Origin of the sequence: Pseudomonas sp. ESBL9 (genome assembly GCF_036668715.1) — a bacterium.
Lineage (GTDB): Bacteria > Pseudomonadota > Gammaproteobacteria > Pseudomonadales > Pseudomonadaceae > Aquipseudomonas > Aquipseudomonas lundensis.
Genome location: NZ_JAZEVV010000002.1, coordinates 522,721 through 546,922 on the forward strand (window position 1 = coordinate 522,721; position 24,202 = coordinate 546,922).

The window sequence follows — 24,202 nt, forward strand, 5'->3', positions numbered from 1 at the left end:
CAGTGTAACAGCCCAAGGCCCTTCGCCTGAAGATTCTGGACGAGTTGTCGCCCAGAACCTGCGGCAACGATCAGTGTTCCAGTTCGTGCTCCGAGTGGGCTTTGGGCTTACGGCCATCCTGAGGCGACAGTTGCAGGAAGATCGCCGCCGCCAGCATGGCCATGATGCCCACTGTCAGGAAGGTCAACTGGAACGCCCCCAGCACCGTGTCGACCCCATCCCCGCCGCCATCGCCCGTGAAACCGCCGAGCAGCGCGCCGGCACAGGCCACGCCCAGGCTGAGCGACAACTGCGCTACCACCGACAGCAAGCTGTTACCACTGCTGGCGCTGGCGTCGTCGAGGTCGATCAGGGTCACGGTGTTCATGGCCGTGAACTGCAACGAGTTGATGGCCCCGAGCACGGCCAGCATCGACAGCAACAGCGGGTACGGCGTATGTGCCGTCACCAACCCCATGCTGGCCAGCATGATGCCCAGCGCGAAGGTGTTGAAGGTCAGTACTTTGCGATAGCCGAGGCGCTCGATCAGCGGCCGCGCGCCCCATTTGGCCAGCATCGCGGCGCCTGCCAGCGGCAGCATGCTCATCCCGGCCTGAGAAGGCGAATACCCCAACGCCACTTGCAGCAGCAACGGCACCAGAAACGGCAGCGCGCCACTGCCCAGACGCGCAAACAGGTTGCCGAGGATGCCCACGGCAAAGGTCTTGGTCTTGAACAGCCTGGGGGAAAACAGCGGATTGGCGATGTTACCGGCGCGCAGCCAATACGCCGCCAGACACGCCATGCCCGCGAACAGCAGCAACATCACCCGCAAGTGCGGCATGTGCAGTTCGCCCAACCCCTCCATGGCAATGGTGATGAACACCATTGCCGCGCCAAACAGCAAAAAGCCCAGGCCATCGAAGCGGGTGCGTTCGTCGCCGCGCAAATCCGGAATGAAGTGCCAGACCGCCCAACAGCCGAACGCGCCGACCGGCAGGTTAATCAGGAAGATCCAGTGCCAGCTCAGGTACTGCACCATCCAGCCGCCCATGGTCGGGCCGATCAACGGGCCGAGCAGGCCGGGAATGGTGATGAAGCCCATGATCCGCACCAGCTCCGAGCGCGGATACGCCTTTAGCACCACCAGCCGCCCCACCGGCAGCATCAGGGCGCCGCCCAGCCCTTGAATCACGCGGGCGCCGATCAGTTGATTGAGGGTGCCGGACAACGCGCACAGCAAAGAGCCGAGGCTGAACAGGAGGATGGCACTGAAGAAGATTTTCTTGGTGCCGAAGCGGTCGGCAATCCAGCCGGAAGCCGGGATCAGCAAGGCCACCGTGAGCATGTAGGCGACGATAACGCCCTGCATGCGCAAGGGGTTCTCGTCGAGGTCGCGGGCCATGTCGGGCAACGCCGTGTTGAGGATCGTGCCATCGAGTGACTGCATGAAGAACGCGATGGCGACCACCCACGGCAACCAGCGCAATGTTTCAGGACTGAGAACCGGGCGAGCGGGCATAAGACCTCGTCGTGTGAAAAGTCAGCGGTTTCGTCGCTGCCGCAGGCGGCATGGGGCCAGCGGCAGCGATGGCGCGGAAGGTTACAACGTCAACGTGAGTGTTTTGACCAGTGCGCCGGGCAACAGGTTCGATGCCGTCTGGCGTTGGTCGTACGTGCTGGCCGACACCAGCCATTCGCGCTCCACCGTCAGCGCTTCCAGTTGCGAACCCAGCAGACTATAGACGCTGTCATCAAAACGCATGGTGTTCACCGGGGCGATGATCTGGCCGTCTTCGACCCAGAATGTCGCGAAACGGGTCATGCCGGTCATGCGCGCGGCAGGCTGGTCCGAGTAGTTCAAGTACCACAGGTTGCTGATGTACAGCCCGGTGCCCAGTTGCGTGAGGATATCGGCCTGTTCCAGCGTGCCCGGCGCCATCGCCAGCGCACTCGGGGACTCGCCCGGCAGTGCGCCGTTGACCTGCAAGCCATACTCGGCCGCGCTGCGTGAGCCCACCAGTTGTTGATCGGCCATGCCGTGCCTGACCAGCGACAAGTCCTGGCGCGGATACCCTTCCCCGGAAAACGCCGGGCTCAGGGATTGGCTCACCTGTTCGTCCAGCGACACCAGCGGGCTGAGGCGGGCGTCACCGGCGTAGAGCTTTTGCAGCGGGCTGGCCTTGCTGGCCAACGCCTGCGCCGAAAATCCGCCCCAGCTCAGCATGCTCATGACTTCTTCCAGCGCCGCCGGGGCCAGGTAGGCGCGGTATTGGCCGGGGGCCAACACGTGGGCCGGGCGGCCAAGAAACGCCAGTTGCTCGCGCGCCAGTTGCATGCGCCGGGCGAAGCGTTGGCTGTCCCATTGGGCGCCCGCGTAACTGGCTTTCACCGCCTGACCGTTGCTGTGGAACAGGCTCCAGTCGAAATTGAAGCTGTTGGCCTGATGCCAGCCAAACGCATCTTCGGAGCTGGCATAGCCATAGCTGATCGGCCCGCTGGCGTAGAAGCCCACCAGGTCGACACCGTGCGAGGCGCTGCGGATTTCGTCCAGCACCTGTGCGGTGTCCGGCAAAGGCGAGTCTTGTACGTTGCGGCTCTGCCAGGACTCGGCGCTGAGCAGCAAATACGGGTCCACCGGCAGCAGCGGTAAGGTCTCGCGCAGTTGCTGCAACGCCAGGGCCAGACGCGATTGGTCAACCTCGGCCTCACCGCTGAGGGTCACGCGGATATCGGCATGACGACCGTCGTTAATCAACTTGAGGCTCAGGCTGGCCTGTTGCACGTTTCCGGCCTGTCGCACCTTGCCCTTGTTGAAACGGATGAACGTCGAAGTTTCGGCGTTGTAGTTCAGAGTGAACCGCTCAGGGCCGCGCAACGCTGCCCGTAACCCGTCGACCAGCCCTTCGAAATGCCTGGCTTCACGCATTGATTGATCCATCAGGCATCCCCTCCAAAGACATCGATATCACTGAATACACACGCTGGCGAAGCATGCCCGACGCGGATGACCTGATTGGGTTCGCCTTTGCCACAGTTGGGTGTGCCCAGCACTTTGAATGTGCTGAGGTCGCCCACCGCGCTGAGGCTGCGCCAGAACTGTTCGGAAATGCCCCGGTAGTTGGGGTTTTTCACCACGCCCTTGAGTTCGCCGTTTTCGATCAACTGGCCCCATTCGCAGCCGAACTGGAATTTGTTGCGGGCATCGTCAATCGACCACGAGCGGTTGGTGGCCATGAGAATGCCGCGCTCAATGCCGCCAATCAGTTGGGGCAGGCTTTGGTCGCCGGGCTCCACGTTGAGGTTGGCCATGCGGTCAATCGGCGGTCGGTTCCAGCTGCAAGCGCGGCTGTTGGCCACGCCCTCCAGCCCGGAGCGGAACTGCGACAGCGCACCGCCCAGCGGGCGCAGCAACAGCCCTTCGCGGATCAGGAATGCCTTGTGAGCCGGGGTGCCGTCGTCATCGTGGCTGTAGCTGGCGAGTTGCTCCGGCAGGGTGGGGTCGAAGGTCACGTTCAACAACGGCGAGCCGTATTGCAGTTGCCCGAAGTCGCTGGTTTTGACAAAGCTGGTGCCCGCGTAATTGCGCTCGTCACCCAGGATGCGGTCCAGTTCCAGCGGGTGGCCGATGGATTCGTGGATTTGCAGGATCATTTGGTCTGGCATCAGCAGCAGGTCACGTTTGCCTTGAGGCGCGTTGGGTGCCAACAGCAGTTGCAGCGCTTGATCCGCCACGTTGGGCGCAGCGCCCACCAGCCCGCTGCGGTGGATGACATCGGCGCCACCCTGCTGGCCAAAGTTCTCGCGGCCCAGGCTGCGGGTCTGGCTGTCGTGGCCGTCGAACGCCGTGACTGACATCCCCGGATAGACAAACCGCTGCGCCTGGCGCACCTCGGCCCCCGCGCTGTTGAGGTAGATCTGCTCGACGTGGGTAAGCCCCAGGCTGACGTCCCAACTCACCAGTCGTTCGTCCTTCGGCACCGCAGCGGACTCGGCGCCCAGCAGCGCGTAGCAATCGCTCAGGGAAGGGAAGGGCTGATGGAGGTCGGGCGAGCAGTAATCGGCGCACTCGCTGGAAACCGGCTCCTGCGTCAAATCGAGCAGGGCGTGGCTAGCAATCAGGCGCGCCAGTTGCTCGGCGCGTTCGAGCGCTGCCTGCAACCCGGCGGGCGTCAAGTCATGAGTGGCCGCATAGGCCTCGACCCCGTTGACCCGCGCCGTGAGCATCACGCCCTGGTCCTGACTGAAGTAAGGAGGTTCTGCGACATTCTTGCGCACCGACAGAAACTGCCCGGATTCGCGCACATACCGCAACGAATGGAACTCGGCCCGGGTGTGCAACGCGGCAAAGCATCGCTTGAGCTGAGGGTAGAAATCGAACATGCACAGAACTCCTGACTGAGCGCGAACCGGCCTTCACCCTGACCCTCTCGCGCCGGCGAGGGTCAGGACAACGCAGCGTAGCGTTTTAAACCGGGCAGCCCTTGGCGCGCAGGATGGCGTCGAAACGGTCCGGGTCCAGGGTGCCTTCTTCGATGGCTTTGAGCGTGGCTTGCTCACGCGCCAGCAGGTCATGGCAGCGGATCAGCAGTTCAGGCAGTTCGCTGCGCGACGCGGCAACCACACCGTCGCCATCGCCAATCATCAGGTCGCCAGGCATCACCAGCATCCCGGCACACGAGATTGGCACGTTGATTTCGCCGCCGCCGTCGGTGCTCGGGCCACGGTGTACGCCGCCAATGGCGTAGGCAGGCAATTCGCCGGTTTGCCACTCGTCCAGGTCACGCAGGGCGCCGTTGATGACCACCCCGACGATGCCAGCCTTGAGTGCCATGGCGCGCATGATGCCGCCGAACACGGCGCGGGTCAGGTCAGCGCTGCCGTCGATCACCAGCACATCGCCGGGACGCGCCATTTGCATGGCCTTGAGGATCATCAGGTTGTCGCCGGGGCGCACGCGCACCGTCAACGCGCTGCCCAGCATCGGGCGGTTGCCGTGGAAAGACTTGAGGCCCAGACCGCCGACATTGCGGCCCAGGCAGTCGCTCACGGCGGCGGCAGGGATTTTGCTGAACTCGGTCAGCCACTTCGGATCGAGAGGTTCTGCGTTTGGATTAATCAGGAAGCCGGTTGGCCATTTGCTCGAAGAAACAACATCAAACATAGAAAACCTCGTGGCCAGGCAGGTGCTGGCATGTCGGGTGGGGCGGGGGGGGTGTGGCGCGAAACGAGGCATTAGAGTAGGCCTGCGTTGAGGCCGGGGCAAGCGGGGGAAGATGAAACACATGCGGGAAAAAACCTGCAAACGCTGGCACAGGTTGCGCCAGCGGTTGCAGGTTCAGGCTTGCTTACTGCGCCGTACGGCTCACGTCACGCAGCGGCTTGCCACGCACTGGTGCGTCGCCTGCCACGTAGTAATCGGCGGTGCTGCGTGGCAACGGTGCGCGGCCACGGATCTTGTCGGCGATTTTCTCGGCGATCATGATCGTTGGCGCGTTCAGGTTGCCGGTGGTGATCAGCGGCATGATCGAGGCATCGACCACACGCAGACCTTGCATGCCGTGCACGCGGCCTTCGCCGTCTACAACCGCCATCTCGTCGGTGCCCATCTTGCACGAGCACGACGGGTGGAACGCGGTCTCGGCGTGTTCGCGGATGAACGTGTCCAGCTCTTCGTCCGTCTGCTTGTCGATACCGGGGCTGATTTCGCGGCCACGGTACGCGTCCAGAGCCGGCTGCTGCATGATTTCACGGGTCAGGCGGATGCCGTCGCGGAACTCCTGCCAGTCCTGCTCGGTGGACATGTAGTTAAACAGGATGCTCGGGTACTCACGCGGGTCCTTGGACTTCACGTTGATCCGGCCACGGCTTGGCGAACGCATGGAACCCATGTGTGCCTGGAAACCGTGTTCTTTCACGCCATTGCTGCCGTTGTAGTTAATCGCGACCGGCAGGAAGTGGTACTGAATGTTCGGCCATTCGAAATGTTCGCGGGTGCGGATAAAACCACCGGCTTCGAACTGGTTGCTCGCGCCAATGCCTTTGCCCATGAACAGCCACTCGGCACCGATCGCCGGCTGGTTCCACCACAACAGCGACGGGTACAGCGAAACCGGCTGCGTGCACGCGTATTGCAGGTACAGCTCAAGGTGGTCTTGCAGGTTGCGGCCAACGCCCGGCAGGTCATGCACCACGGGAATGTCGAGGCTGTTCAACAGCTCGGCGGGGCCCACACCGGAACGTTGCAACACGGTCGGGGAACCAATGGCGCCGCTGCACAGCAGGACTTCTTTGCGTGCCTTGGCTTCAATGCGCGTATCGCTGTCGCCCACCATGTACGCCACGCCCACTGCGCGCTTGCCTTCGAACAGGATTTTGTCGGTCAGGGCATGGGTGACGATTTTCAGCGTCGAACGCTGTTTGGCCGTGTCCAGGTAGCCGCGTGCGGTGCTGGCGCGACGGCCGTTCGGCGTCACGGTACGGTCCATCGGGCCGAAACCTTCCTGCTGGTAGCCGTTCAAGTCTTCGGTGCGCGGGTAGCCCGCTTGCACACCGGCTTCAACCATGGCGTGGAACAGCACGTTATTACCGGCTTTTGGCGTGGTCACGCTCACCGGGCCGTCGCCACCGTGGTAGTCGTTCGGGCCGATGTCACGGGTTTCTGCCTTGCGGAAATACGGCAGGCAATCCAGGTAGCTCCAGTCTTCCAGGCCCGGGTTTTTCGCCCAGCCGTCGTAGTCCATCGCGTTGCCACGGATGTAGCACATGCCGTTAATCAGCGACGAGCCGCCCAGGCCCTTGCCACGGCCACATTCCATGCGGCGACCGTCCATGTGCGGCTCTGGATCGGTTTCGAACGCCCAGTTATAGCGACGGCCTTGCAACGGGTACGCCAGTGCCGCAGGCATCTGGGTACGGAAGTCGAAACGGTAGTCCGGGCCGCCCGCTTCAAGCAGCAGCACAGTGACGCCCTGGTCTTCAGTCAGACGGGTCGCCAGGGTGTTACCGGCAGAGCCGGCACCAATAATGATGTAGTCGAATTCTTGGGACATAAAATGCACCCTCTTTGAAATAGATAAACCGAAGTCGCTGCCCAAGGCTGCGAAGGGTTGTACGCCAACCCGTTTTTGCAGAGGCCGTACAGGCGTGCTCGCAGCCTTGTGCCAGGCTTAGAACACCGAAACGTAATCGCCCAGCTCGACCTGTACCGATTTGATCTGTGTGTACTGCGCCAGCGAGCTGATGCCGTTTTCGCGGCCAATGCCCGACTGCTTGTAGCCGCCTACTGGCATTTTTGCGTCGGACTCGCCCCAGGCGTTGATCCAGCAAATACCGGCTTGCAGCTGATGAATCACGCGGTGCGCGCGGTTCAGGTCCTTGGTCACCAGACCGGCGGCCAGACCGAACTCGGTGTCGTTGGCGCGACGGATGACTTCCTCTTCGGTGTCGTACGTCAGGATGCTCATCACCGGGCCGAAGATTTCTTCTTTAACGATGGTCATCTCGTCGGTGCAATCGGAGAACACGGTCGGGGCCACGTAGGCGCCTTTGCCCAGTGCGCCTTCGGTCAGACGTTCGCCGCCGCACAGCAGACGGGCGCCTTCTTCTTTACCCTTGGCGATGTAGCCCAGCACGCTTTCCATGTGAGCAAAGCTAACCAGCGGGCCGAAGTTGATGTTCTCGTCTTCCGGGTTACCGATGCGGATGCGCGCAACGCGCTCCAGGATTTTGGCTTCGAAGGCGGCTTTGAGCGCCGTCGGTACGAACACGCGAGTGCCGTTGGTGCAGACCTGACCCGAGCTGTAGAAGTTGGCCATCATTGCGGTATCGGCAGCGCGGTCCAGATCGGCGTCGTCGAAAATGATCAGCGGCGACTTGCCGCCCAGTTCCATGGTCACTTCCTTCAAGGAAGAGCTGGTGGCGCTGGACGTTACTTTTTTGCCGGTGTCGGTGCCGCCGGTGAACGAGATCTTCTCGATGCGCGGGTGCTCGGTCAGCCAGGTGCCGACTTCGCGGCCGCTGCCGGTCAGAACGTTGAACACACCGTTCGGCAGGCCGGCTTCGGTGAAGATTTCAGCCAGTTTCAGGGTGGTCAGCGACGTCACTTCGCTTGGCTTGAAAATCATCGCGTTGCCCGCGGCCAATGCCGGAGCCGATTTCCACAGTGCGATCTGGATCGGGTAGTTCCACGCGCCGATACCGGCCACAACGCCCAGCGGCTCGCGACGGGTGTAGACGAACGAGGTGTCACGCAGCGGGATTTGCTCGCCTTCAATGGCTGGGGCCAGGCCCGCGTAGTATTCCAGTACGTCGGCGCCGGTCACGATATCGACGTAACGGGTTTCGGAGTACGACTTGCCGGTGTCCAGGGTTTCCAGTGCGGCCAGCTCATCGTTGCGCTCGCGCAGGATGTCCACGGCACGGCGCAGGATGCGCGAACGCTCCATGGAGGTCATGGCGGCCCAGATCTTCTGGCCTTTTTCAGCGCTGACAACGGCGCGTTCGACGTCTTCTTTGGTCGCACGCTGCACTTGGGCGAGGACTTCGCCGTTAGCCGGGTTGATGGCATCGAAGGTTGCATCGCTGCTGGCGTCGGTGTAGCCGCCGTCGATGTAAAGTTTTTGCAGTTCGAAACGGGCCATAAAATCCTCGCAAGTGCATAAGTGGTTGGCGTTGATCGTGTCACTGGATGCCATCTGACTGGGGCAACTCAGATTCACGACAGTTCAGGGGTTAAGCAGTCATTGAGGCCTAACTCACCTGTTTCGCCAGTTGTAGATCCATGTATTCGTAGCAGATGCGTTGCGCCTGCTCGGTGTCGAAAGCGTCTCCCGACAGGGCACCCCGCAACCAAAGACCATCGATGAGAGCCGCCAGTCCGCGGGCTGCCGAGCGGGCTTGCGCCAACGGCAATACACGACGGAACTGGCAGCACAGATTGGAATACAGGCGGTGATCGTTGATCCGCTGCAATCTGCGCAACGACGGCTGATGCATGCTGGCGGCCCAAAAGGCCAGCCAGGTTTTCATTGCCGGGCCACTGACCTGGCTGGCGTCGAAGTTGCCTTCAACGATGACCTGCAAGTGCGCCCTGGGGCTGTCGTCACCCAACGCTTGGCGGCGCTCGGTGACGTTGTCGATCAAGACGTTCATCAAGTACCGCATGGTGGCGGCAATCAGACCGTTCTTGTCTCGAAAGTAGTGGCTGATGATGCCGTTCGACACGCCGGCCAAACGGGCAATCAGCGCAATGCTGGCATCCGCCATACCAACCTGATCGACGGCCTGTAACGTGGCTTCAATCAACTGCTGACGGCGTATGGGTTGCATACCGACCTTGGGCATTTTTGCTCATCTCCTTGGGCCGGCGGACAGTGCAGGGAAGCTCACTGAACGGCGGCCAGTCTATTTTGTTTTGATTGAACGTTCAATCAACAAAGAATACTATCTGCGACAATTCGTCGCGATTGATGCCGGTTTCCTACGCATGAATGGCGCAATTCGGCACGGCAAACATCACCAAACCCCCTGATTTTGCAGGAGCACACCGGCTCGCGAAGGTCATGACCGATAGACGCGCCAGAGGCACAGGCGCGGCGCTCTTGGGATTTTCGCCAGCCTGCGTGCTGCGACAAAGGTTGTGTTCACAGGGGCCGTTTTTTTGCGGTGTCTTTATATCACCCGACCGTTGATCGCTATCTAAGCGAATAGTCGGGTGGTGCGTTGTTGATCGTTCTTCTCTCGCACTGCCTGGAGCATCCGTGCAATGAGTTCTGCCTCTCTTATAAAGACCCCACCGCAAAAGGTGACGGTCAACGGTTGGGTGTTTTACACCTCCACTGCCTTGATACTGTTGTTGACTGCCATCCTGATCGCCGCTCCCGAAGAAGCCGGCCGCGTGTTGGGCGTTGCCCAAGAGTGGCTGTCGCGGACCTTCGGTTGGTACTACATGGTGGTGATCGCCGCTTACCTGATTTTTGTGGTCGGGCTGGCGTTCTCCTCGTACGGCAAACTGAAACTGGGGACCAAGCAAGACACCCCGGATTTCAGCTACGGCGCCTGGGCCGGGATGCTGTTCTCCTCGGGCATCGGCATCTCCTTGCTGTACTTCGGCGCCTCCGAGCCGCTGGACCACTACTTCAATCCGCCGCAAGGCGTGTCGGGCAGCCATGAAGCGGCGCGTCAGGCGCTGCAACTGACCTTCCTGCACTGGGGCCTGCACGGCTGGGCGATCTACGCGTTGGTCGGGTTGGCCGTGGCGTACTTTGCGTACCGTCACAACCAGCCGCTGGCCTTGCGTTCGGCGCTGTACCCGTTGATGGGCGAGCGTTGGGTCAAAGGCGCTGCGGGCCACGCGGTGGACGGCTTCGGCATGTTCGTCACCTTGCTCGGCCTGGTGACCAACCTGGGCATTGGTGCGATGCAAGTGTCCTCCGGGCTGGAAAACCTGTTCGGCATGGAACACAGCAACACCAACCTGCTGATCGTCATCATCGTGATGAGCACCGTGGCCACCATCGCGGCGGTTTCCGGTGTTGAAAACGGCATTCGTCGCCTGTCCAACCTGAACATCGTGCTGTTCAGTGGCTTGCTGATTTTTGTGTTGTTGTTCGGCCCGACCCTGCACCTGCTCAACGGCTTTGTGCAGAACACCGGTGACTACCTCAACGGGTTGATCATGAAAACCTTCGACCTGTACGTGTATGCAGGCGACACCGGCAAAACCGAAGGCTGGCTGGGCCTGTGGACCCTGTTCTACTGGGCCTGGTGGATTTCCTGGGCCCCGTTTGTCGGCATGTTCATCGCGCGTATTTCCCGTGGCCGCACCGTGCGTGAGCTGGTGGCGGGCGTGCTGCTGATCCCGCTGGGCTTCACCCTGGCATGGCTGTCGATCTTCGGTAACTCGGCGCTGGATCTGGTGGTCAACCAGGGCGCAGTGGAACTGGGCAAAACCGCGCTGGAACAGCCGTCGATGGCGATTTACCAACTGCTTGAGCATTACCCGGCGTCGAAAATCGTGATCGGCGTGTCGATCTTTGTCGGCTTTGTGTTGTTCCTGACACCCGCCGACTCGGGCGCCGTGATGATGGCCAACCTGTCCTGCAAAGGCGGCGACGTCGACGAAGACGCCCCGCACTGGCTGCGAATCTTCTGGTCGGTGGTGATTACGCTGGTGACCATCGGCCTGTTGTTCGCCGGTAACTTTGCGGCGATGCAAACCATGGTGGTGTTGGCGGGCCTGCCGTTCTCGGTGGTGCTGATCCTGTTCATGTTCGGCCTGCACAAAGCGATGCGTCAGGACGCCCAAATGGAACTGGAACAGGCCGAACTGGCGGCGCGTGGACGTCGTGGTTTCTTCAGCGAGCGCTTGACCGCCCAAGAGCTGCAACCGACCCAAGCGGTGGTTCAGCGCTTTATGGACAAACACGTGACGCCCGCGCTGGAAGAAGCGGCCGTGCATTTGCGCAGTCAGGGCCTGGACGTACAAACCCTGCTGGGCAAAGCCAAGCGTTGCATGGGTGTGCGGGTTGAAATGGACGAGGGCAACCCGTTCGTTTACGAAGTCAGCCTGGACGGCTACCTGGCGGCCCCGAGCGAGTCGGAGCAAAACGCGGCGAGCAGCGAAGAAGTGCGCAGCCGTTACTACCGTGCCGAAGTGTATTTGCACAACGGCAGTCAGGAGTACGACTTGATGGGCTTCACGGATGACCAGATCACCCGTGACGTGCTCGACCAGTTCGAAAGCCATCGCCAACTCCTTGGCCGGGTGTATAGCTGAGTGGAGCGGGGTGCAAGGCAGGGTCGGCCGTGTTGGCCCTTGCCCTCACCCCAACCCTCTCCCGCAGGGAGAGGGGGCTGATTGAGGCGTTCGCGAGAGCCCGTTCATTCAGTTAAATCGTCTGGCCACCCCAGCCCTTTCTCTTTGGAAGAGGGCTGGGGGTGAAGGCCCGCGTCTAACCTAAATTCTTGCCTAACAACGCGTGATACAGCTCCGTATCCCCCAAAATCCCCACCACTTGCTGATTGTCATGCAGCACCAGTTTGTTGCCCGTCTGGTAACGAATCTGCAATGCATCACGCATGCCAATGTTGCTGTCCACCAGCGTCGGGCCGCGGCCCAGTCCTTCCACGGCCTGCCCGTGCTGCCACTGCTGCAAATTCAGTGACGTCGCCCCCTGGCGCACACCCTTGATGGTGTTGCCCTGCGCCAGGTCAATCCAGGAATCATCCCCCGGATCAATGCACACCGAACCATTGACCCGTTTGCAGTTGTCCAGCGAACGCATCAGGCTGCGCCCGCACAACACGTTCAGCGGGTTGGTGTGGGCGACGAAGGTGCGCACGTAATCATCCGCCGGGTTGAGGACGATCTCTTCAGGTTTGCTGTACTGGATGATGCGCCCGTCTTTCATGATCGCGATGCGGCTGCCCAGCTTCAGCGCTTCATCCAGGTCATGGCTGACAAACACAATGGTCTTGCTCAGCTTGCGTTGCAGCTCCAGCAGTTCGTCCTGCAACCCCTGGCGGATCAACGGGTCGAGCGCTGAAAACGGCTCATCCATCAGCAAAATGTCGGCGTCCATCGCCAAGGCGCGCGCCAGCCCGACCCGCTGCTGCATGCCGCCACTCAGCTCATCCGGTTTTTTATTGCGCCACTGGGTCAGGCCCACCAGCTCCAGTTTTTCATCCACCAGCGTGCGCCGCTCTTTCTCCGGGCGACCCTGCATCTCAAGCCCAAAACTGATGTTCTCGCGCACGGTCAGCCACGGCATCAACGCGAACTTCTGAAACACCATGGCAATCCGTTGAGTGCGCATCATCTTCAGCTCGGCCGGGCTGCACGAGGCGATGTCGATTTGCTTGCCTTCATGCTCCACGTACAAATGGCCACGGCTGACGGTGTTGAGGCCATTGATACAGCGCAGCAAGCTGGATTTGCCCGAGCCGGACAAGCCCATCAATACGCAAATTTCACCCTTGTCGATGTCCAGGCTGGCCTTTTCGACGCCCACAATCTGACCGGTTTTTTTCAGGATCTGGTCACGGGTCATCCCCTGATCCAGCAAACCCAGCGCCTCACGCGGGTCTTTGGCGAAAATCACGTCTACGTTATCGAAGCGAATAATGCTCATGCGTCGGCTCCTTTCTTGGCGTCCGGCTGCTTGCAGATCCGGTCGAGCATGATGGCCAACAACACAATCGCCAGCCCGGCTTCAAAGCCCAGCGCGATGTCAGCGGTGTTGAGCGCGTTGACCACCGGCTTGCCCAGGCCGTCAGCCCCGACCAGCGCGGCGATGACCACCATCGACAACGACAACATGATGCATTGCGTGATGCCCGCCGCGATGCTCGGCATGGCATGGGGCAGTTCGATGCGGGTCAGCAGTTGGCGTCGCGAGCAGCCAAACGCCTTGCCCGCATCCAGCAGTTCGTGTGGCACGTCGCGAATGCCCAGATAGGTCAGGCGGATCGGCGCCGCAATGGCGAACACAACGGTTGAAATCAACCCCGGCACTACCCCGAGCCCAAACAGGGTCAAGGTGGGGATCAAGTAAACGAACGTAGGAACGGTCTGCATCAGATCCAGTACCGGTCGCATAAAAGTGTAGAACATGGGTTTGTGCGCCGCGAGAATCCCCAGCGGCACCCCGATAATCACGCACACGAACGTGGCAAACAGCACCTGCGCCAGGGTCTCCATGGTCTCCTGCCAATAGCCCAGGTTCAGGATCAGCAGAAACGACAGCGCCACAAACACCGTCAGCGCCCATTTGCGCTGGATGACATGCGCCAGCAGGGCGATCAGCCCGATAAAGACAAAAGGGTTGAACCAGGTCAGCGCAAACGTCACGCCGTGGATCATCGTTTCCAGCGACGTCGCGATGGCATCGAACGTGCTGGCGCCGTGTTGCGTCAACCAGTCGACAAAGCCCGCAATGTACTGGCCTAAAGGGATTTTTTGATCGATCAGCATGGTAGTGAACGTCCGCATGCAGGGGGAATGGAAACGGCGCCCGGCAAACCCGTTGCCCGGCGCCCGCAGTTACTGCGTAAGGCTGGCTTTCACGGCCTCCAGACCCGGTTTGCCATCCAGCGTTGTCACGCCCGCCAACCACGTGTCGAGCACCTGCGGGTTCTGTTTGAGCCACGCCTTGGCGGCCACGTTTGGCTTGATCTTGTTATCCAGCACCTCGCCCATCAAGGTGCTTTCCATGTCCAGGCTGAACACCAGGTTTTTCAGCAACTGACCCACGTTGCTGCACTCCTCGGAATAGCCCTTGCGGGTATTGGTGTAGATGGTGGCCTGCCCATAATTGGGGCCAAAGAAATCGTCACCGCCGGTGAGGTATTTCATTTTGAAACGGGTGTTCATCGGGTGCGGTTCCCAGCCCAGAAACACCACGTCAGTGCCACGGCGCTGCGCGCGGTCGACCTGCGACAGCATCCCCGCCTCGCTGGATTCCACCACTTTGAACCCGGCGTCTTTCAAGCCGAACGCGTTCTTGTCGATCATGGTCTGGATCATGCGATTGCCGTCATTGCCGGGCTCGATGCCATAGATCTTCGCGCCCAGTTCCTGCTTGAACTTCGGCAAGTCGGCAAAGTCCTTCAAGCCCTTGTTGTAGAGCGCTTCAGGGACGGCAAGCGTGTACTTGGCGTTCTCCAGGTTGGCGCGCACGGTCTCCACCGTCCCGGCGTCGCGATACGGCTTGATGTCGTTCTCCATGGTCGGCATCCAGTTGCCCAAAAACACGTCCATGTTCTTACCGTCCGCCAGCGACTTGTAGGTGACCGGCACCGAAATCATGGTGGTTTTAGTCGTGTAACCGAGTGCGTCCAGCAACGTGCTGGCGACGGCGGTGGTGACGGTGATGTCTGTCCAGCCGACATCCGAGAAGTTCACCGTGGCGCATTGCGCAGGTTCGGCGGCGTGGGTGATGACCGGCAGACTCAACAGTGCAGCCAACAACACTGATCGGGTGTGGTTCATGGTTCGACTCCTGGCGTTCGTGGGGCGGTTTCGAGCGTGAAACCGTACGTATCAGTTGCGGTTGGGCAATGCCGGGCTGACCGGGCATCGTGCAATCGAGTCAAGAACGATCATGTAACAGTCAAATTCAAACGCCTACAGGGAGCGTCGCATCCAGTACAGGGAGGGTCGTATCTGATGCCTGCGAGGTCGTATCTGGAAATTTATCGCCTGAAAACCGCGTGTTTAGCGTCGCGCCCGCGTTTAAAACGGCGAAGGCGCTGGCGGGCAACCGTGGGTCGCAGGTGGACGTTTTGCGCGGCGCAAGAGGGCTGATGATGGGCGCACTCATCCCCCGAGGTTTGTGCACATGGCTATCAGCGTGTTTGACCTGTTCAAGATTGGCATTGGCCCCTCCAGCTCCCACACCGTAGGGCCGATGCGGGCGGCGGCGTTGTTCGTGCAAGGGTTGCGCGAGCGCGATCAACTGCAACAGGTGCAACACGTCGAAGTGCAGTTGTACGGCTCGTTGGCCGCCACCGGCGTGGGCCATGGCAGCGACAACGCCGTCATCATGGGGCTGATGGGCGAATGGCCGGACACCATAGACCCGACCTGCATCGCCCCGCGCATCGCGCACGTGCGCGATTGCAACACCCTGTTGCTCAACGGCGACCTACCCATTGCCTTTGAATGGACGCGGGACATGCGCTTGATCGAGCAGAACCTGCCGTTTCACCCCAACGCCATGACCCTGATCGCGTCTACTCACCACGGCGAACTGCACCGCGACACCTATTACTCGGTGGGCGGCGGCTTTGTGGTGGACGCAGCGCAAGCCGCCAGCGGCCTGGCCAATGCCGACCGCAGCCAATTGCCCTATGACTTTGACAGCGCCGTGGCGTTGCTTGAGCTGTGCCGCACGCACCACCTGAGCGTGGCCGCCCTAATGATGGCCAACGAACGCACATGGCGCAGCGAAGACGACATCCGCTGCGGGCTCATGACCCTCTGGCGCGCCATGCAAGACTGTGTCGAACAGGGCCTCACCCACGAAGGCATCCTGCCCGGCGGGTTAAACGTGCGCCGCCGCGCCGCGCGGTTGCACCGCAGCCTGCTGGAGCTGGGCAAACCCAACGTCATCGGCTCAACCCTCAGCGCGATGGAATGGGTCAACCTGTTTGCACTGGCGGTCAACGAAGAAAACGCCGCAGGCGGACGCATGGTCACGGCACCCACCAACGGCGCGGCGGGTATCATCCCGGCGGTGTTGCACTACTTCATGAAATTCAGCGAGGACGTCAGCGAGGCCCACGTGGTCGACTATTTATTAAGCGCGGCGGCCATCGGCATTTTGTGCAAAAAGAACGCCTCGATCTCCGGCGCCGAAGTGGGCTGCCAGGGAGAGGTCGGTTCGGCCTGCGCCATGGCGGCGGCGGGGCTGGCGCAGATCCTCGGCGCGACGCCCGAGCAACTGTGCAATGCCGCAGAAATTGGCCTGGAACACAACCTGGGCCTGACCTGCGACCCGGTGGGCGGGTTGGTGCAAGTGCCGTGCATCGAGCGCAATGCCATCGCGGCGGTGAAAGCCATCAATGCGGCGCAAATGGCCTTGCGCGGGGATGGCCAGCACTTTATTTCACTGGACCGGGTGATCCGCACGATGCGCGACACCGGCGCCGACATGCACGACAAATACAAAGAAACCTCACGCGGCGGGCTGGCGGTGAGTGCCGTGGAGTGCTGAATGCCCCGGCGGCGGGGCCAAGGACGGTTTGACGCGCCTGTCGCCAAGCAGGCGCGTGCGGCTTAGTGCGTCACCAGACAATCCAGCGATTTATCGACATACGCTCTGGCCAGCTCCGCCAGGTGCACAATCGACAGCACCACATCGCGCTGCGCCCCGTGCAAACCATTCCCCGCCTCGTTCGCTGTTGCCCCCATGCAGCGCAACAAGTCTGACGCTTGGGCCAAAGCCGCTTCTAAATTGACGCTGTTGGGGATGGCATACGTGCAACTGCCCGCAATACGAACAGGCCGATGGTCGGTGAGGTAGTAGTCGAGCGCGCGATTGGCGGCCGCACGGTCCAGTGACTCGGGCGTGCACCCAGCCGCATCCGGCAGGGTGAAAGCGGGCGGATCGGGAACAATTTTTTTCATGAACAACTCCGAACACATTAAGGGAGCTGCCGTCCGTCGCTACTAAACGAATGGGTGGCAGCCGTACGCAGGTTAGTAGACCGGAGTGTTCGGAACCCGGCGTGCCCAAAGGCACCCTGCGCACGGCCACCATAAAGCGGAGGCCAAAAAAAGCGCCTCGCGGAGGTGGCGCTGTGCGCCGAACACTGTAACGGGCTACTAAACCCGGTCGCTGATTTGGCAGCGACGGGGCGAGACTAGACCCCGAATGTGAGCGGCGCAAGCGAGCGGGATTTTCTCGGAAGTTTCCTCGGAATGAAAGGGAGGCGTCGTACGAATCGCCTGATTTCACCCGCCAGTCACCCCCGCCAACCTGTCAACGTTGCCAGTGGTCAACGTCTGCGAGCGAGCGCAATCTGATGGTCTCCCTGAGCCGAGCCCAAGCCCATGGCAACCTACCATTACCACTACGACCCCCTTGATCGCCTGATCCAAACGGCGGGTATTCAACGCTTCTACAATCAATCGCGAATAACGACGGAGATTGAGGGCACGCAGCGTTATAGCGTGTTCCAACAGGGCGGTCAGTTATTGGGTCAACGGCGACATGACCGTACGAAAGAGGAGTGCCACTTATTGGGCACGGATTTACAGCAGTCGGTGTTGCACGCAGTGAGTGCCGATAAACGGCACGTAATGGCTTATAACCCTTACGGCCATCGCCCGGTAGAGAATGGCTTAATCAGTGTGTTGGGGTTTAATGGCGAGCGTGCTGACCCGGTGACCGGGCATTATTTATTGGGCAATGGCTACCGTGCCTTTAATCCGGTATTGATGCGGTTTAATAGTCCTGACAGTTGGAGCCCATTTGAACGAGGTGGGGTAAATAGTTATGGGTATGTTGGCGGGGACCCCGTTAATCGAATAGATCCCAGTGGGCATTTTTTTTGGGCTGCGTTGAGGGGGGTTACGAACATGATGTGGGGGCATAAAAATGCACTATTAGGAAGGCATATCAAGTCGATTTCTAACGTGAAGAAGATCATGGCTGACCTTGATATGTATGCGTATGGCCAATTTACAAAAAAAGGTGAACGTAAAATCGTGCTGGATGCTCATTCTTTCTTCGAAAATAGTAAGTTGGTGCTGGGGTCAAAAAAAAATCCTGTTGATCCTGAGCGGTTAGTTAACTTGGCGCGTGAAAATGGCGTTAAATTTGAATTGTACGACTCAGTAAAATTAATGATCTGTCACAGTGCAGAGAGGAATTTTGCTCAACAAGTAGCCAACTTGACAGGGCTTAAGACTAAAGGATTTAGAGGGACGGTGGCAGCACGCAGTCTTAATGCGTTAATCCCTAATATGGAGATCAATAAGATTTATCAGCCAACCGTTGAAATGGCTGTTTATCGTAATACCGGCATGCTTAAGATGATTCCAGAACTTCGGCGAAATTACGATCCTGTGACCTTTTTCCCCACCCGTCAGGCCAAACATATAGATATCAGGCGTGCATGAAAGTGGGGGCGACAATGCCTGCGATGAGACGATGCGGATAAGCCAAACTTAAGGGTTATGGCGTCGCAGATCGACCCGTAGGAAGTTTGAATGTAACCGTTCAATCGCTAGGTTCGTGCCAGAGCCAATAGGAAATAAAAATGACTATTTTCCATTACCACTACGACCCCCTCGACCGCCTGATCCACACGGCGGGCATTCAACGCTTCTACAATCAATCGCGAATAACGACGGAGATTGAGGGCACGCAGCGTTATAGCGTGTTCCAACAGGGCGGTCAGTTATTGGGTCAACGGCGACATGACCGTACGAAAGAGGAGTGCCACTTATTGGGCACGGATTTACAGCAGTCGGTGTTGCACGTAGTGGGTGCCGATAAACATCATTCGATGGCTTATAACGCTTACGGCCATCGTCCGGTAGAGAATGGCTTAATCAGTGTGTTGGGGTTTAATGGCGAGCGTGCTGACCCCGTGACCGGGCATTATTTATTGGGCAATGGGTATCGGGCGTTTAATCCGGTATTGATGCGGTTTAATAGTCCGGACAGTTGGAGCCCATTTGGAAGAGGCGGGATTAATGCCTATGTTTATTGCTTGAATGACCCCATTAATCGGCGTGATACAGATGGCCGTGTGTCATTCAAAATTGTGGTGTTGCTGGTCAAAGCCGCTGGACGTTTTGGAAGACGGTTGAGTCCTGTACGCCAATTAGTTAAGCCATCGCTTGAAAATTTACCTGATGTGCCGATGAAAAAAATTCTCAGTATGCTCTCCGGAACAACACTCTCTGATCTCTCCATTGCCTCTAAAACAATGCACGCCAGAGTTTCTGGGAATCAATCTGTGTTAAGGGGTGTAAGCTCTTTAGAGCGGCTTAGGGATATTTCGCTAGGTAGAGCTCATGGTTTTTTACCCTCTCAAGTCAACAGTAATTCTGAATACGTAAGTCGCATTTATAGCCGGTCGAGCAACACGGCCGCCGATTTCAGGCTCCAGATGGATTTTGAAGAGGCACGCGCAGATGCAAATTTACTTTTCTTGAGAGGTGTAGAAGCCAGGAAGAAGACGTTGAAGGTTGCGCAAAAGAAAATTCGTTATGGGGAAGATGTGCAGAGCGATACAAGTTATGACAGTGATGATTCTTATCGTTAAAAGATCAGTGGTGAGTGAAGGTCGCATTGAGTGTCCATGTGTATATCGGTTCGGTTGTCCAGTTATATGATTTGTGATCATGGAAGCTGCTCCAGTCATAGGCTCTGTACGAAATCAGCCGAAACCAATTTGAATTCCGCAGGCGCCGAGTTTCAGTAAAGTACGCGACCATCAAAGGCAGGAGCCCACGATGGTCAAACGATACGAACTCCCCGACGCCGCCTGGGATTTGGTTGCAGACATCTTCTATGAACCCCGCCGCAGTGGGCGCCCACGAGCAGATGATCGCTTGATGCTCAACGGCGTCCTCTGGGTGCTCTGTTCTGGCGCTGCCTGGCGCGATATGCCTGAGCGCTTTGGCCCATGGTCGACGGTTTATCAGCGCTTGCGTGATTGGCGCAATCGCGGAGCGTTTGACCAGATGCTCAAGCGGCTTCACATCAAACTCAACGAGCAAGGGTTAATTGATCTGGAGACCTGGATGATTGACTCCACCGCAGTACGAGCAACCCGGGCCTCATCTGGAGCTGGGAAAAAAGGGGGCCTGAAGAACCCCAAGATCACGCGCTCGGGCGCAGCCGGGGCGGCCTGACCACCAAAATCCATATGCTGTGCGATGCCAACGGTGTCCCGCTGAAGTTCCTATTATCCGGTGGACAGACCAGTGACATTGCTTACGCTCAGCCGTTGCTCGACGAAGCGTACATACCCAGCTTGCGCGGTCGCCCTCGCAAACGCTGCCGATGGTGGCTGGCGGACAAAGGCTATGACGCTGAAGCGTTGCGTCGCTACTGCGACCGGTATCGGATGCAGCCGGTGACTCCTCTGCGCAGTATGAAGCGCAAACCTAAGCCGGGGTTACCGAGACTGTTTGATCGTCCCAAGTACCGACAGCGCAATATCATCGAGCGTATGTTTGGCTAGCTGAAGGAGAACCGCCGCATCGTTACGCGCTTCGACAAACTCGCGAAAAGTTATGCCGCGATGGTCTCTCTGGCCTGCGCCATGCGATGTTTACGACATTACTTTTCGTACAGAGCCTATAAAAGTGTGCGTAATTATCACCGCGAAGTGTTCTTTCCCCAAGCATCTGCCTCTTCACGAATACGCGACTCTTGAGCCGTAGGGGAGCGGTGTGCATGGTTTAAGGGCACCCGGCCCTGTTTCAGCGCACATCCCTCACCTGCATTTTGGTTGGCATGGCTTCGTCTTTCGTGTTTCCCGCAAGTGCTACCGATTTGCTCAAGACCACAGTTCGCGTTGCGCCGCGCCTGTTCACCCCGTTTGCGTCACCGCCCACCCAGCCTCATTGCGACGTCGTTTTCAGGCTTTATTGAATGGCTATTCAAGTTTAGGCATGGCATTTGCGTTGTCTTCGCCAAGCCCCCAGCCAAGTGGGCAATAACAAGAGCCTGCGCCTGGGCCATTCTCTGCATTGTGTGAGGAGATACTGCGATGACGTCGTTCAACTCCGGGGCTCAACCCCAGAACCGTGCGCCTCAATCCATCGGCTTTTTGCTGCTGGACAATTTCACGCTCATTTCCCTGGCCTCCGCGATAGAGCCCTTGCGCATGGCCAATCAGTTGTCCGGCCGCGAGTTGTATCGCTGGTCCACGCTCACCGCCGATGGCAGCCAGGTGTGGGCCAGTGACGGCCTGCAAGTCACGCCCGATGCCAGCATGCACAAGGCCCCGGCGCTGGACATGGTGATTGTGTGCGGCGGTATCGGTATTCAACGCACTGTTACCCGCGAACACGTTTCATGGTTGCAAAGTCAAGCGCGTCAGTCGCGCCGGTTGGGCGCGGTGTGCACCGGCAGTTGGGCGCTGGCGTACGCCGGTTTGCTCGACGGGTTTGATTGCAGCGTGCATTGGGAGTGCCTGGCGTCGATGCAGGAAGCCTTCCCGCGGGTGTCGATGAGCACCCGTTTGTTCACCCTGGACCGTTGCCGGTTTACCAGCTCGGGCGGCACGGCGCCGCTGGACATGATGCTGCACCTGATCAGCCGCGATCATGGCCGCGAGTTGTCGGCGGCGATTTCCGAGATGTTTGTCTACGAGCGTATTCGCAACGAGCAAGACCATCAGCGCGTGCCGCTCAAGCACATGCTCGGCACCAATCAGCCCAAGTTGCAGGAAATCGTGGCGTTGATGGAGGCCAACCTTGAGGAGCCCATCGACCTTGACGAGCTGGCCGAGTACGTGACGGTGTCGCGTCGCCAACTGGAGCGGCTGTTCCAGAAATACCTGCATTGTTCGCCGTCGCGTTATTACCTCAAGCTGCGGCTGGTCCGGGCCCGGCAACTGCTCAAGCAAACGCCGATGTCGATTATCGAAGTGGCGGCGGTGTGCGGGTTTGTGTCGACGCCGCACTTTTCGAAATGTTACCGCGAGTATTTTGGCATTCCGCCGCGCGATGAGCGCGTAGGCTCCAACACCGCGCAACAGACCACGTTGGTGCCGATCCCGCAGTCGTTGCTGCTCAGCCCGCTGGCGGGGCCGCTGTCGGCGTTGAACCAGGCGCGCAATGAATCGACGTTTGCCAGCGTGCGGCTGTAACCGCACGCCTGGGGCGGGGGCAATCAGGTGCGTTTGAAACGCACCAGCCCCGGTAGCAGTTGTTGGTCGATGGCTTGGCGCACCGCTGGCAAGAGTGTGGCGTTGCCGGTGTAGAGCTTTTCTACCATCTGCTTGAGTGCCTGCGCGCCGGTTTCACTCAAACCGCACACCGCGCTGCTGCAGGCGTGTTCCGCGCTGCCCGACACCTCAAACCCCAGCGAGCGCAACTGGTTGACCAGATCCACTTCATCAATCAAGTCTGCGTGCATCATATTTTTATCCTTGTGCAGGGCATGAACGTGAAGTGAGTCTGGTCGTGCTCGTGGCGATGGGCAAGCGCACGTTGACCGGATGTCTGGTTTGCCTAAAAGCAGGTCGCTTTCAGGCTTTTAACAAGGCAGCGCACGCTGTTTTGTAAGCGTCATGTTGGTATTTGTTGAGCGACGCAGGCAGGTCGAACGCGTGTTTTTTGAATTGCGCGGTCAGGGTTTGCGGCGAGAGCAATTGCACCTCGCAGTGGTTCAGCAACTGGATGATGCCTTCGATTTTGAACGTGATCGGGCCACCGGCAAACTCGCCTTTTTTACTGCGTTTTTTAATGGCGATGCGCGTGATGGCGTGGGTGTTCACAAAGGCCGCGATCGAGGCAGCAAACGCTTTGACATGAGCGGCGTTTTCATCGTCGTCCAGGGCAATCTTTTTAGTGGCAATGGCCACGTGCTCCAGACCGTGGGCGCCTTGGGTGGCCACGGCGAAAATGGCTTCACTGCCTTTGATATCAATGCCGCAAATAGTCATAAAAAACCTGTGTTGAGTGAGTGACGTGAACCAGTCGTCGAGACTGTTATTTCTGACAGTATTTAAGGGGGCCGTATTCACGGATAAGTGCTGAGCAGTGCGTGAGTGTCAGCGTGCACGTTGAACTTCCTGATGTATTAACTCAACACAAAGGATGTATTGACATGAGTTCTAAAAATCAAAATCTGCCAGCGCCCACCGTTCAAAACTCTCAAAATATTGAACTGAAGGAAATTTCCATAAAAGGCAACGGGACCCATGTGAATGTGGTCATCGCGGGTCTGCCCGACAAAACCGAGCTGACCGCCCACTTTCTGGTAGAAGGGCATGATCGGTCTGTTAAAGGCACGACGAGCGGCACTACGCCACTGAGGCTACGTCTGGAGTCAGGCTGGTACAGCGAGTTTTCAGGCAAAACGGCAACGGTGATGTACACGGTCGGTCAAGAAAAATCGGCTGAACTGAACATCAAGATTGTTGATTAAGGCGCTCGCAACAGCCTGCCCTTTGCGCTGCGGCCAAGGGGTTGGCTGTCGTTGTTCACTCCTGCCCAATCGATTCCAAAAACTCCGACCGGTCATCGCTGACGCGGGCAATGCAGTCGTTCTGCGCAATGTTGAACGCCTCGGTGCCTGCCGTGGCCGGGAACACGGCAACCGCGCAATCGGCGTCACGCTGGTGCAACCACAATGACTGGGCGGTTTTGATTTTGCTGGTGATGTTGTTGAGTTGGGTCGGGTTGCCGCCATACAAGTTGGTCATGCGAGCTTGCAGGGCTTCGTAGTTATCGGTCAGCAACTGCTCGGCAGCGTTGCGGCTGTAGACCGAACACGCCAGGGTTTGCTGGTCGTTTTCGACCGCGTCACAGGGGTTGAAGTCGGCATCATCGGCCGCGTAGGCGCCGCTTGTGATCAACGCCAAGGCCAGGAGAATCGATTTCATTGCGCCTTCCTAATCCAGAGTTGGGACCGATTCTGGCTGAACCGCCCCCTAAATAACAGTCAGGCAGCATAGGCCATCAAGCGGCGGCGATGCGCTTTGTCGTGGATTGACGCTTTCGGCAATCGCGCTGTCGCTTTTGCAC

At 59.1% G+C, this 24,202-nt stretch carries 20 protein-coding genes and 1 pseudogene; 7 read left to right on the top strand and 14 right to left on the bottom strand.

Features of this window, described 5'->3' with window-relative positions; translation table 11 throughout:
• Positions 1-70 precede the first annotated feature (70 nt).
• The 7 genes from mdtD to betI all read right to left on the bottom strand — a co-directional run bounded on the left by mdtD (position 71) and on the right by betI (position 9,324).
• Positions 71-1,501 (bottom strand): multidrug transporter subunit MdtD, encoded by a 1,431-nt coding sequence (mdtD, locus tag V6F78_RS08975; protein WP_047295992.1) that lies wholly within the window; start codon positions 1,499-1,501, stop codon positions 71-73.
• An 81-nt stretch (positions 1,502-1,582) separates the two neighbouring features.
• Positions 1,583-2,920 (bottom strand): TldD/PmbA family protein, encoded by a 1,338-nt coding sequence (locus tag V6F78_RS08980; protein ID WP_047295989.1) that lies wholly within the window; start codon positions 2,918-2,920, stop codon positions 1,583-1,585.
• A complete protein-coding gene (locus tag V6F78_RS08985) occupies positions 2,920-4,362 on the bottom strand; it encodes a TldD/PmbA family protein (RefSeq protein ID WP_070412710.1) in 1,443 nt (480 codons plus the stop codon). Before V6F78_RS08985 ends, V6F78_RS08980 begins: the two co-directional genes overlap by 1 nt.
• A gap of 85 nt (positions 4,363-4,447) precedes the next feature.
• A complete protein-coding gene (locus V6F78_RS08990; RefSeq protein ID WP_047278180.1) occupies positions 4,448-5,143 on the bottom strand; it encodes an RraA family protein in 696 nt (231 codons plus the stop codon).
• 184 nt (positions 5,144-5,327) lie between these two features.
• Positions 5,328-7,031, bottom strand: a complete 1,704-nt coding sequence (betA, locus tag V6F78_RS08995) for a choline dehydrogenase (RefSeq protein ID WP_047278178.1) — start codon at positions 7,029-7,031, stop codon at positions 5,328-5,330.
• A 117-nt stretch (positions 7,032-7,148) separates the two neighbouring features.
• Entirely contained in the window at positions 7,149-8,621 is a 1,473-nt protein-coding gene (gene betB / locus V6F78_RS09000; protein WP_047295985.1) for a betaine-aldehyde dehydrogenase, read from the bottom strand.
• Positions 8,622-8,730: 109 nt separating this feature from the next.
• Positions 8,731-9,324, bottom strand: coding sequence for a transcriptional regulator BetI (gene betI / locus V6F78_RS09005; protein ID WP_047295983.1), 594 nt, complete (start codon positions 9,322-9,324; stop codon positions 8,731-8,733).
• A 478-nt stretch (positions 9,325-9,802) separates the two neighbouring features.
• On the opposite strand from betI, the gene V6F78_RS09010 reads away from it, so the two are divergent.
• Entirely contained in the window at positions 9,803-11,758 is a 1,956-nt protein-coding gene (locus tag V6F78_RS09010) for a BCCT family transporter (protein ID WP_241485541.1), read from the top strand.
• Positions 11,759-11,933: 175 nt separating this feature from the next.
• Here V6F78_RS09010 and choV read toward each other — a convergent pair whose 3' ends face one another.
• The 3 genes from choV to V6F78_RS09025 all read right to left on the bottom strand — a co-directional run bounded on the left by choV (position 11,934) and on the right by V6F78_RS09025 (position 14,971).
• The gene (choV, locus tag V6F78_RS09015) at positions 11,934-13,112 is read right to left on the bottom strand and encodes a choline ABC transporter ATP-binding protein (RefSeq protein ID WP_047278170.1); all 1,179 of its coding nucleotides are present in this window, start codon (positions 13,110-13,112) and stop codon (positions 11,934-11,936) included.
• Positions 13,109-13,954 (bottom strand): choline ABC transporter permease subunit, encoded by an 846-nt coding sequence (choW, locus tag V6F78_RS09020; RefSeq protein ID WP_047279166.1) that lies wholly within the window; start codon positions 13,952-13,954, stop codon positions 13,109-13,111. The genes choV and choW overlap by 4 nt, the downstream gene beginning before the upstream one ends.
• Before the next feature lie 69 nt (positions 13,955-14,023).
• Positions 14,024-14,971, bottom strand: a complete 948-nt coding sequence (locus V6F78_RS09025) for a choline ABC transporter substrate-binding protein (protein WP_047295979.1) — start codon at positions 14,969-14,971, stop codon at positions 14,024-14,026.
• A gap of 349 nt (positions 14,972-15,320) precedes the next feature.
• Between V6F78_RS09025 and V6F78_RS09030 the strand changes: the two genes are divergently transcribed.
• On the top strand, positions 15,321-16,697 hold the full coding sequence (locus V6F78_RS09030; protein WP_332726982.1) for an L-serine ammonia-lyase: 1,377 nt from the start codon (positions 15,321-15,323) through the stop codon (positions 16,695-16,697).
• 62 nt (positions 16,698-16,759) lie between these two features.
• Here the strand turns inward: V6F78_RS09030 and V6F78_RS09035 are convergent, their stop codons facing one another.
• Entirely contained in the window at positions 16,760-17,110 is a 351-nt protein-coding gene (locus tag V6F78_RS09035) for a DUF6124 family protein (protein WP_047279164.1), read from the bottom strand.
• 426 nt (positions 17,111-17,536) lie between these two features.
• Here V6F78_RS09035 and V6F78_RS09040 point away from each other — a divergent pair, with 426 nt between their 5' ends.
• The 4 genes and pseudogenes from V6F78_RS09040 (at position 17,537) to V6F78_RS09055 (ending at position 22,320) form a co-directional block, all read left to right on the top strand.
• Positions 17,537-18,607, top strand: coding sequence for an RHS repeat-associated core domain-containing protein (locus V6F78_RS09040; RefSeq protein ID WP_332726984.1), 1,071 nt, complete (start codon positions 17,537-17,539; stop codon positions 18,605-18,607).
• Between the two features lie 140 nt (positions 18,608-18,747).
• Positions 18,748-19,761, top strand: a complete 1,014-nt coding sequence (locus tag V6F78_RS09045; protein ID WP_332726985.1) for an RHS repeat-associated core domain-containing protein — start codon at positions 18,748-18,750, stop codon at positions 19,759-19,761.
• A 190-nt stretch (positions 19,762-19,951) separates the two neighbouring features.
• Positions 19,952-20,799: pseudogene (locus V6F78_RS09050) on the top strand (IS5 family transposase); the annotation flags it as partial.
• Positions 20,800-21,216: 417 nt separating this feature from the next.
• Positions 21,217-22,320 carry a GlxA family transcriptional regulator gene (locus V6F78_RS09055; RefSeq protein ID WP_047278161.1) on the top strand — a complete coding sequence of 368 codons (1,104 nt, stop codon included), beginning with the start codon at positions 21,217-21,219 and terminating at the stop codon, positions 22,318-22,320.
• Positions 22,321-22,343: 23 nt separating this feature from the next.
• Here the strand turns inward: V6F78_RS09055 and V6F78_RS09060 are convergent, their stop codons facing one another.
• Both V6F78_RS09060 and V6F78_RS09065 read right to left on the bottom strand, forming a co-directional pair.
• Positions 22,344-22,592 (bottom strand): hypothetical protein, encoded by a 249-nt coding sequence (locus tag V6F78_RS09060; protein WP_047291837.1) that lies wholly within the window; start codon positions 22,590-22,592, stop codon positions 22,344-22,346.
• A gap of 109 nt (positions 22,593-22,701) precedes the next feature.
• Positions 22,702-23,118: a DUF3010 family protein gene (locus tag V6F78_RS09065; protein WP_314397655.1), complete on the bottom strand. Its 417-nt coding sequence runs from the start codon at positions 23,116-23,118 to the stop codon at positions 22,702-22,704.
• Positions 23,119-23,282: 164 nt separating this feature from the next.
• On the opposite strand from V6F78_RS09065, the gene V6F78_RS09070 reads away from it, so the two are divergent.
• Entirely contained in the window at positions 23,283-23,603 is a 321-nt protein-coding gene (locus V6F78_RS09070; protein WP_203305652.1) for a hypothetical protein, read from the top strand.
• 55 nt (positions 23,604-23,658) lie between these two features.
• On the opposite strand, the gene V6F78_RS09075 is transcribed toward V6F78_RS09070, so the two are convergent.
• Positions 23,659-24,060, bottom strand: coding sequence for a lysozyme inhibitor LprI family protein (locus V6F78_RS09075; RefSeq protein ID WP_094990628.1), 402 nt, complete (start codon positions 24,058-24,060; stop codon positions 23,659-23,661).
• Positions 24,061-24,202: the final 142 nt, after the last annotated feature.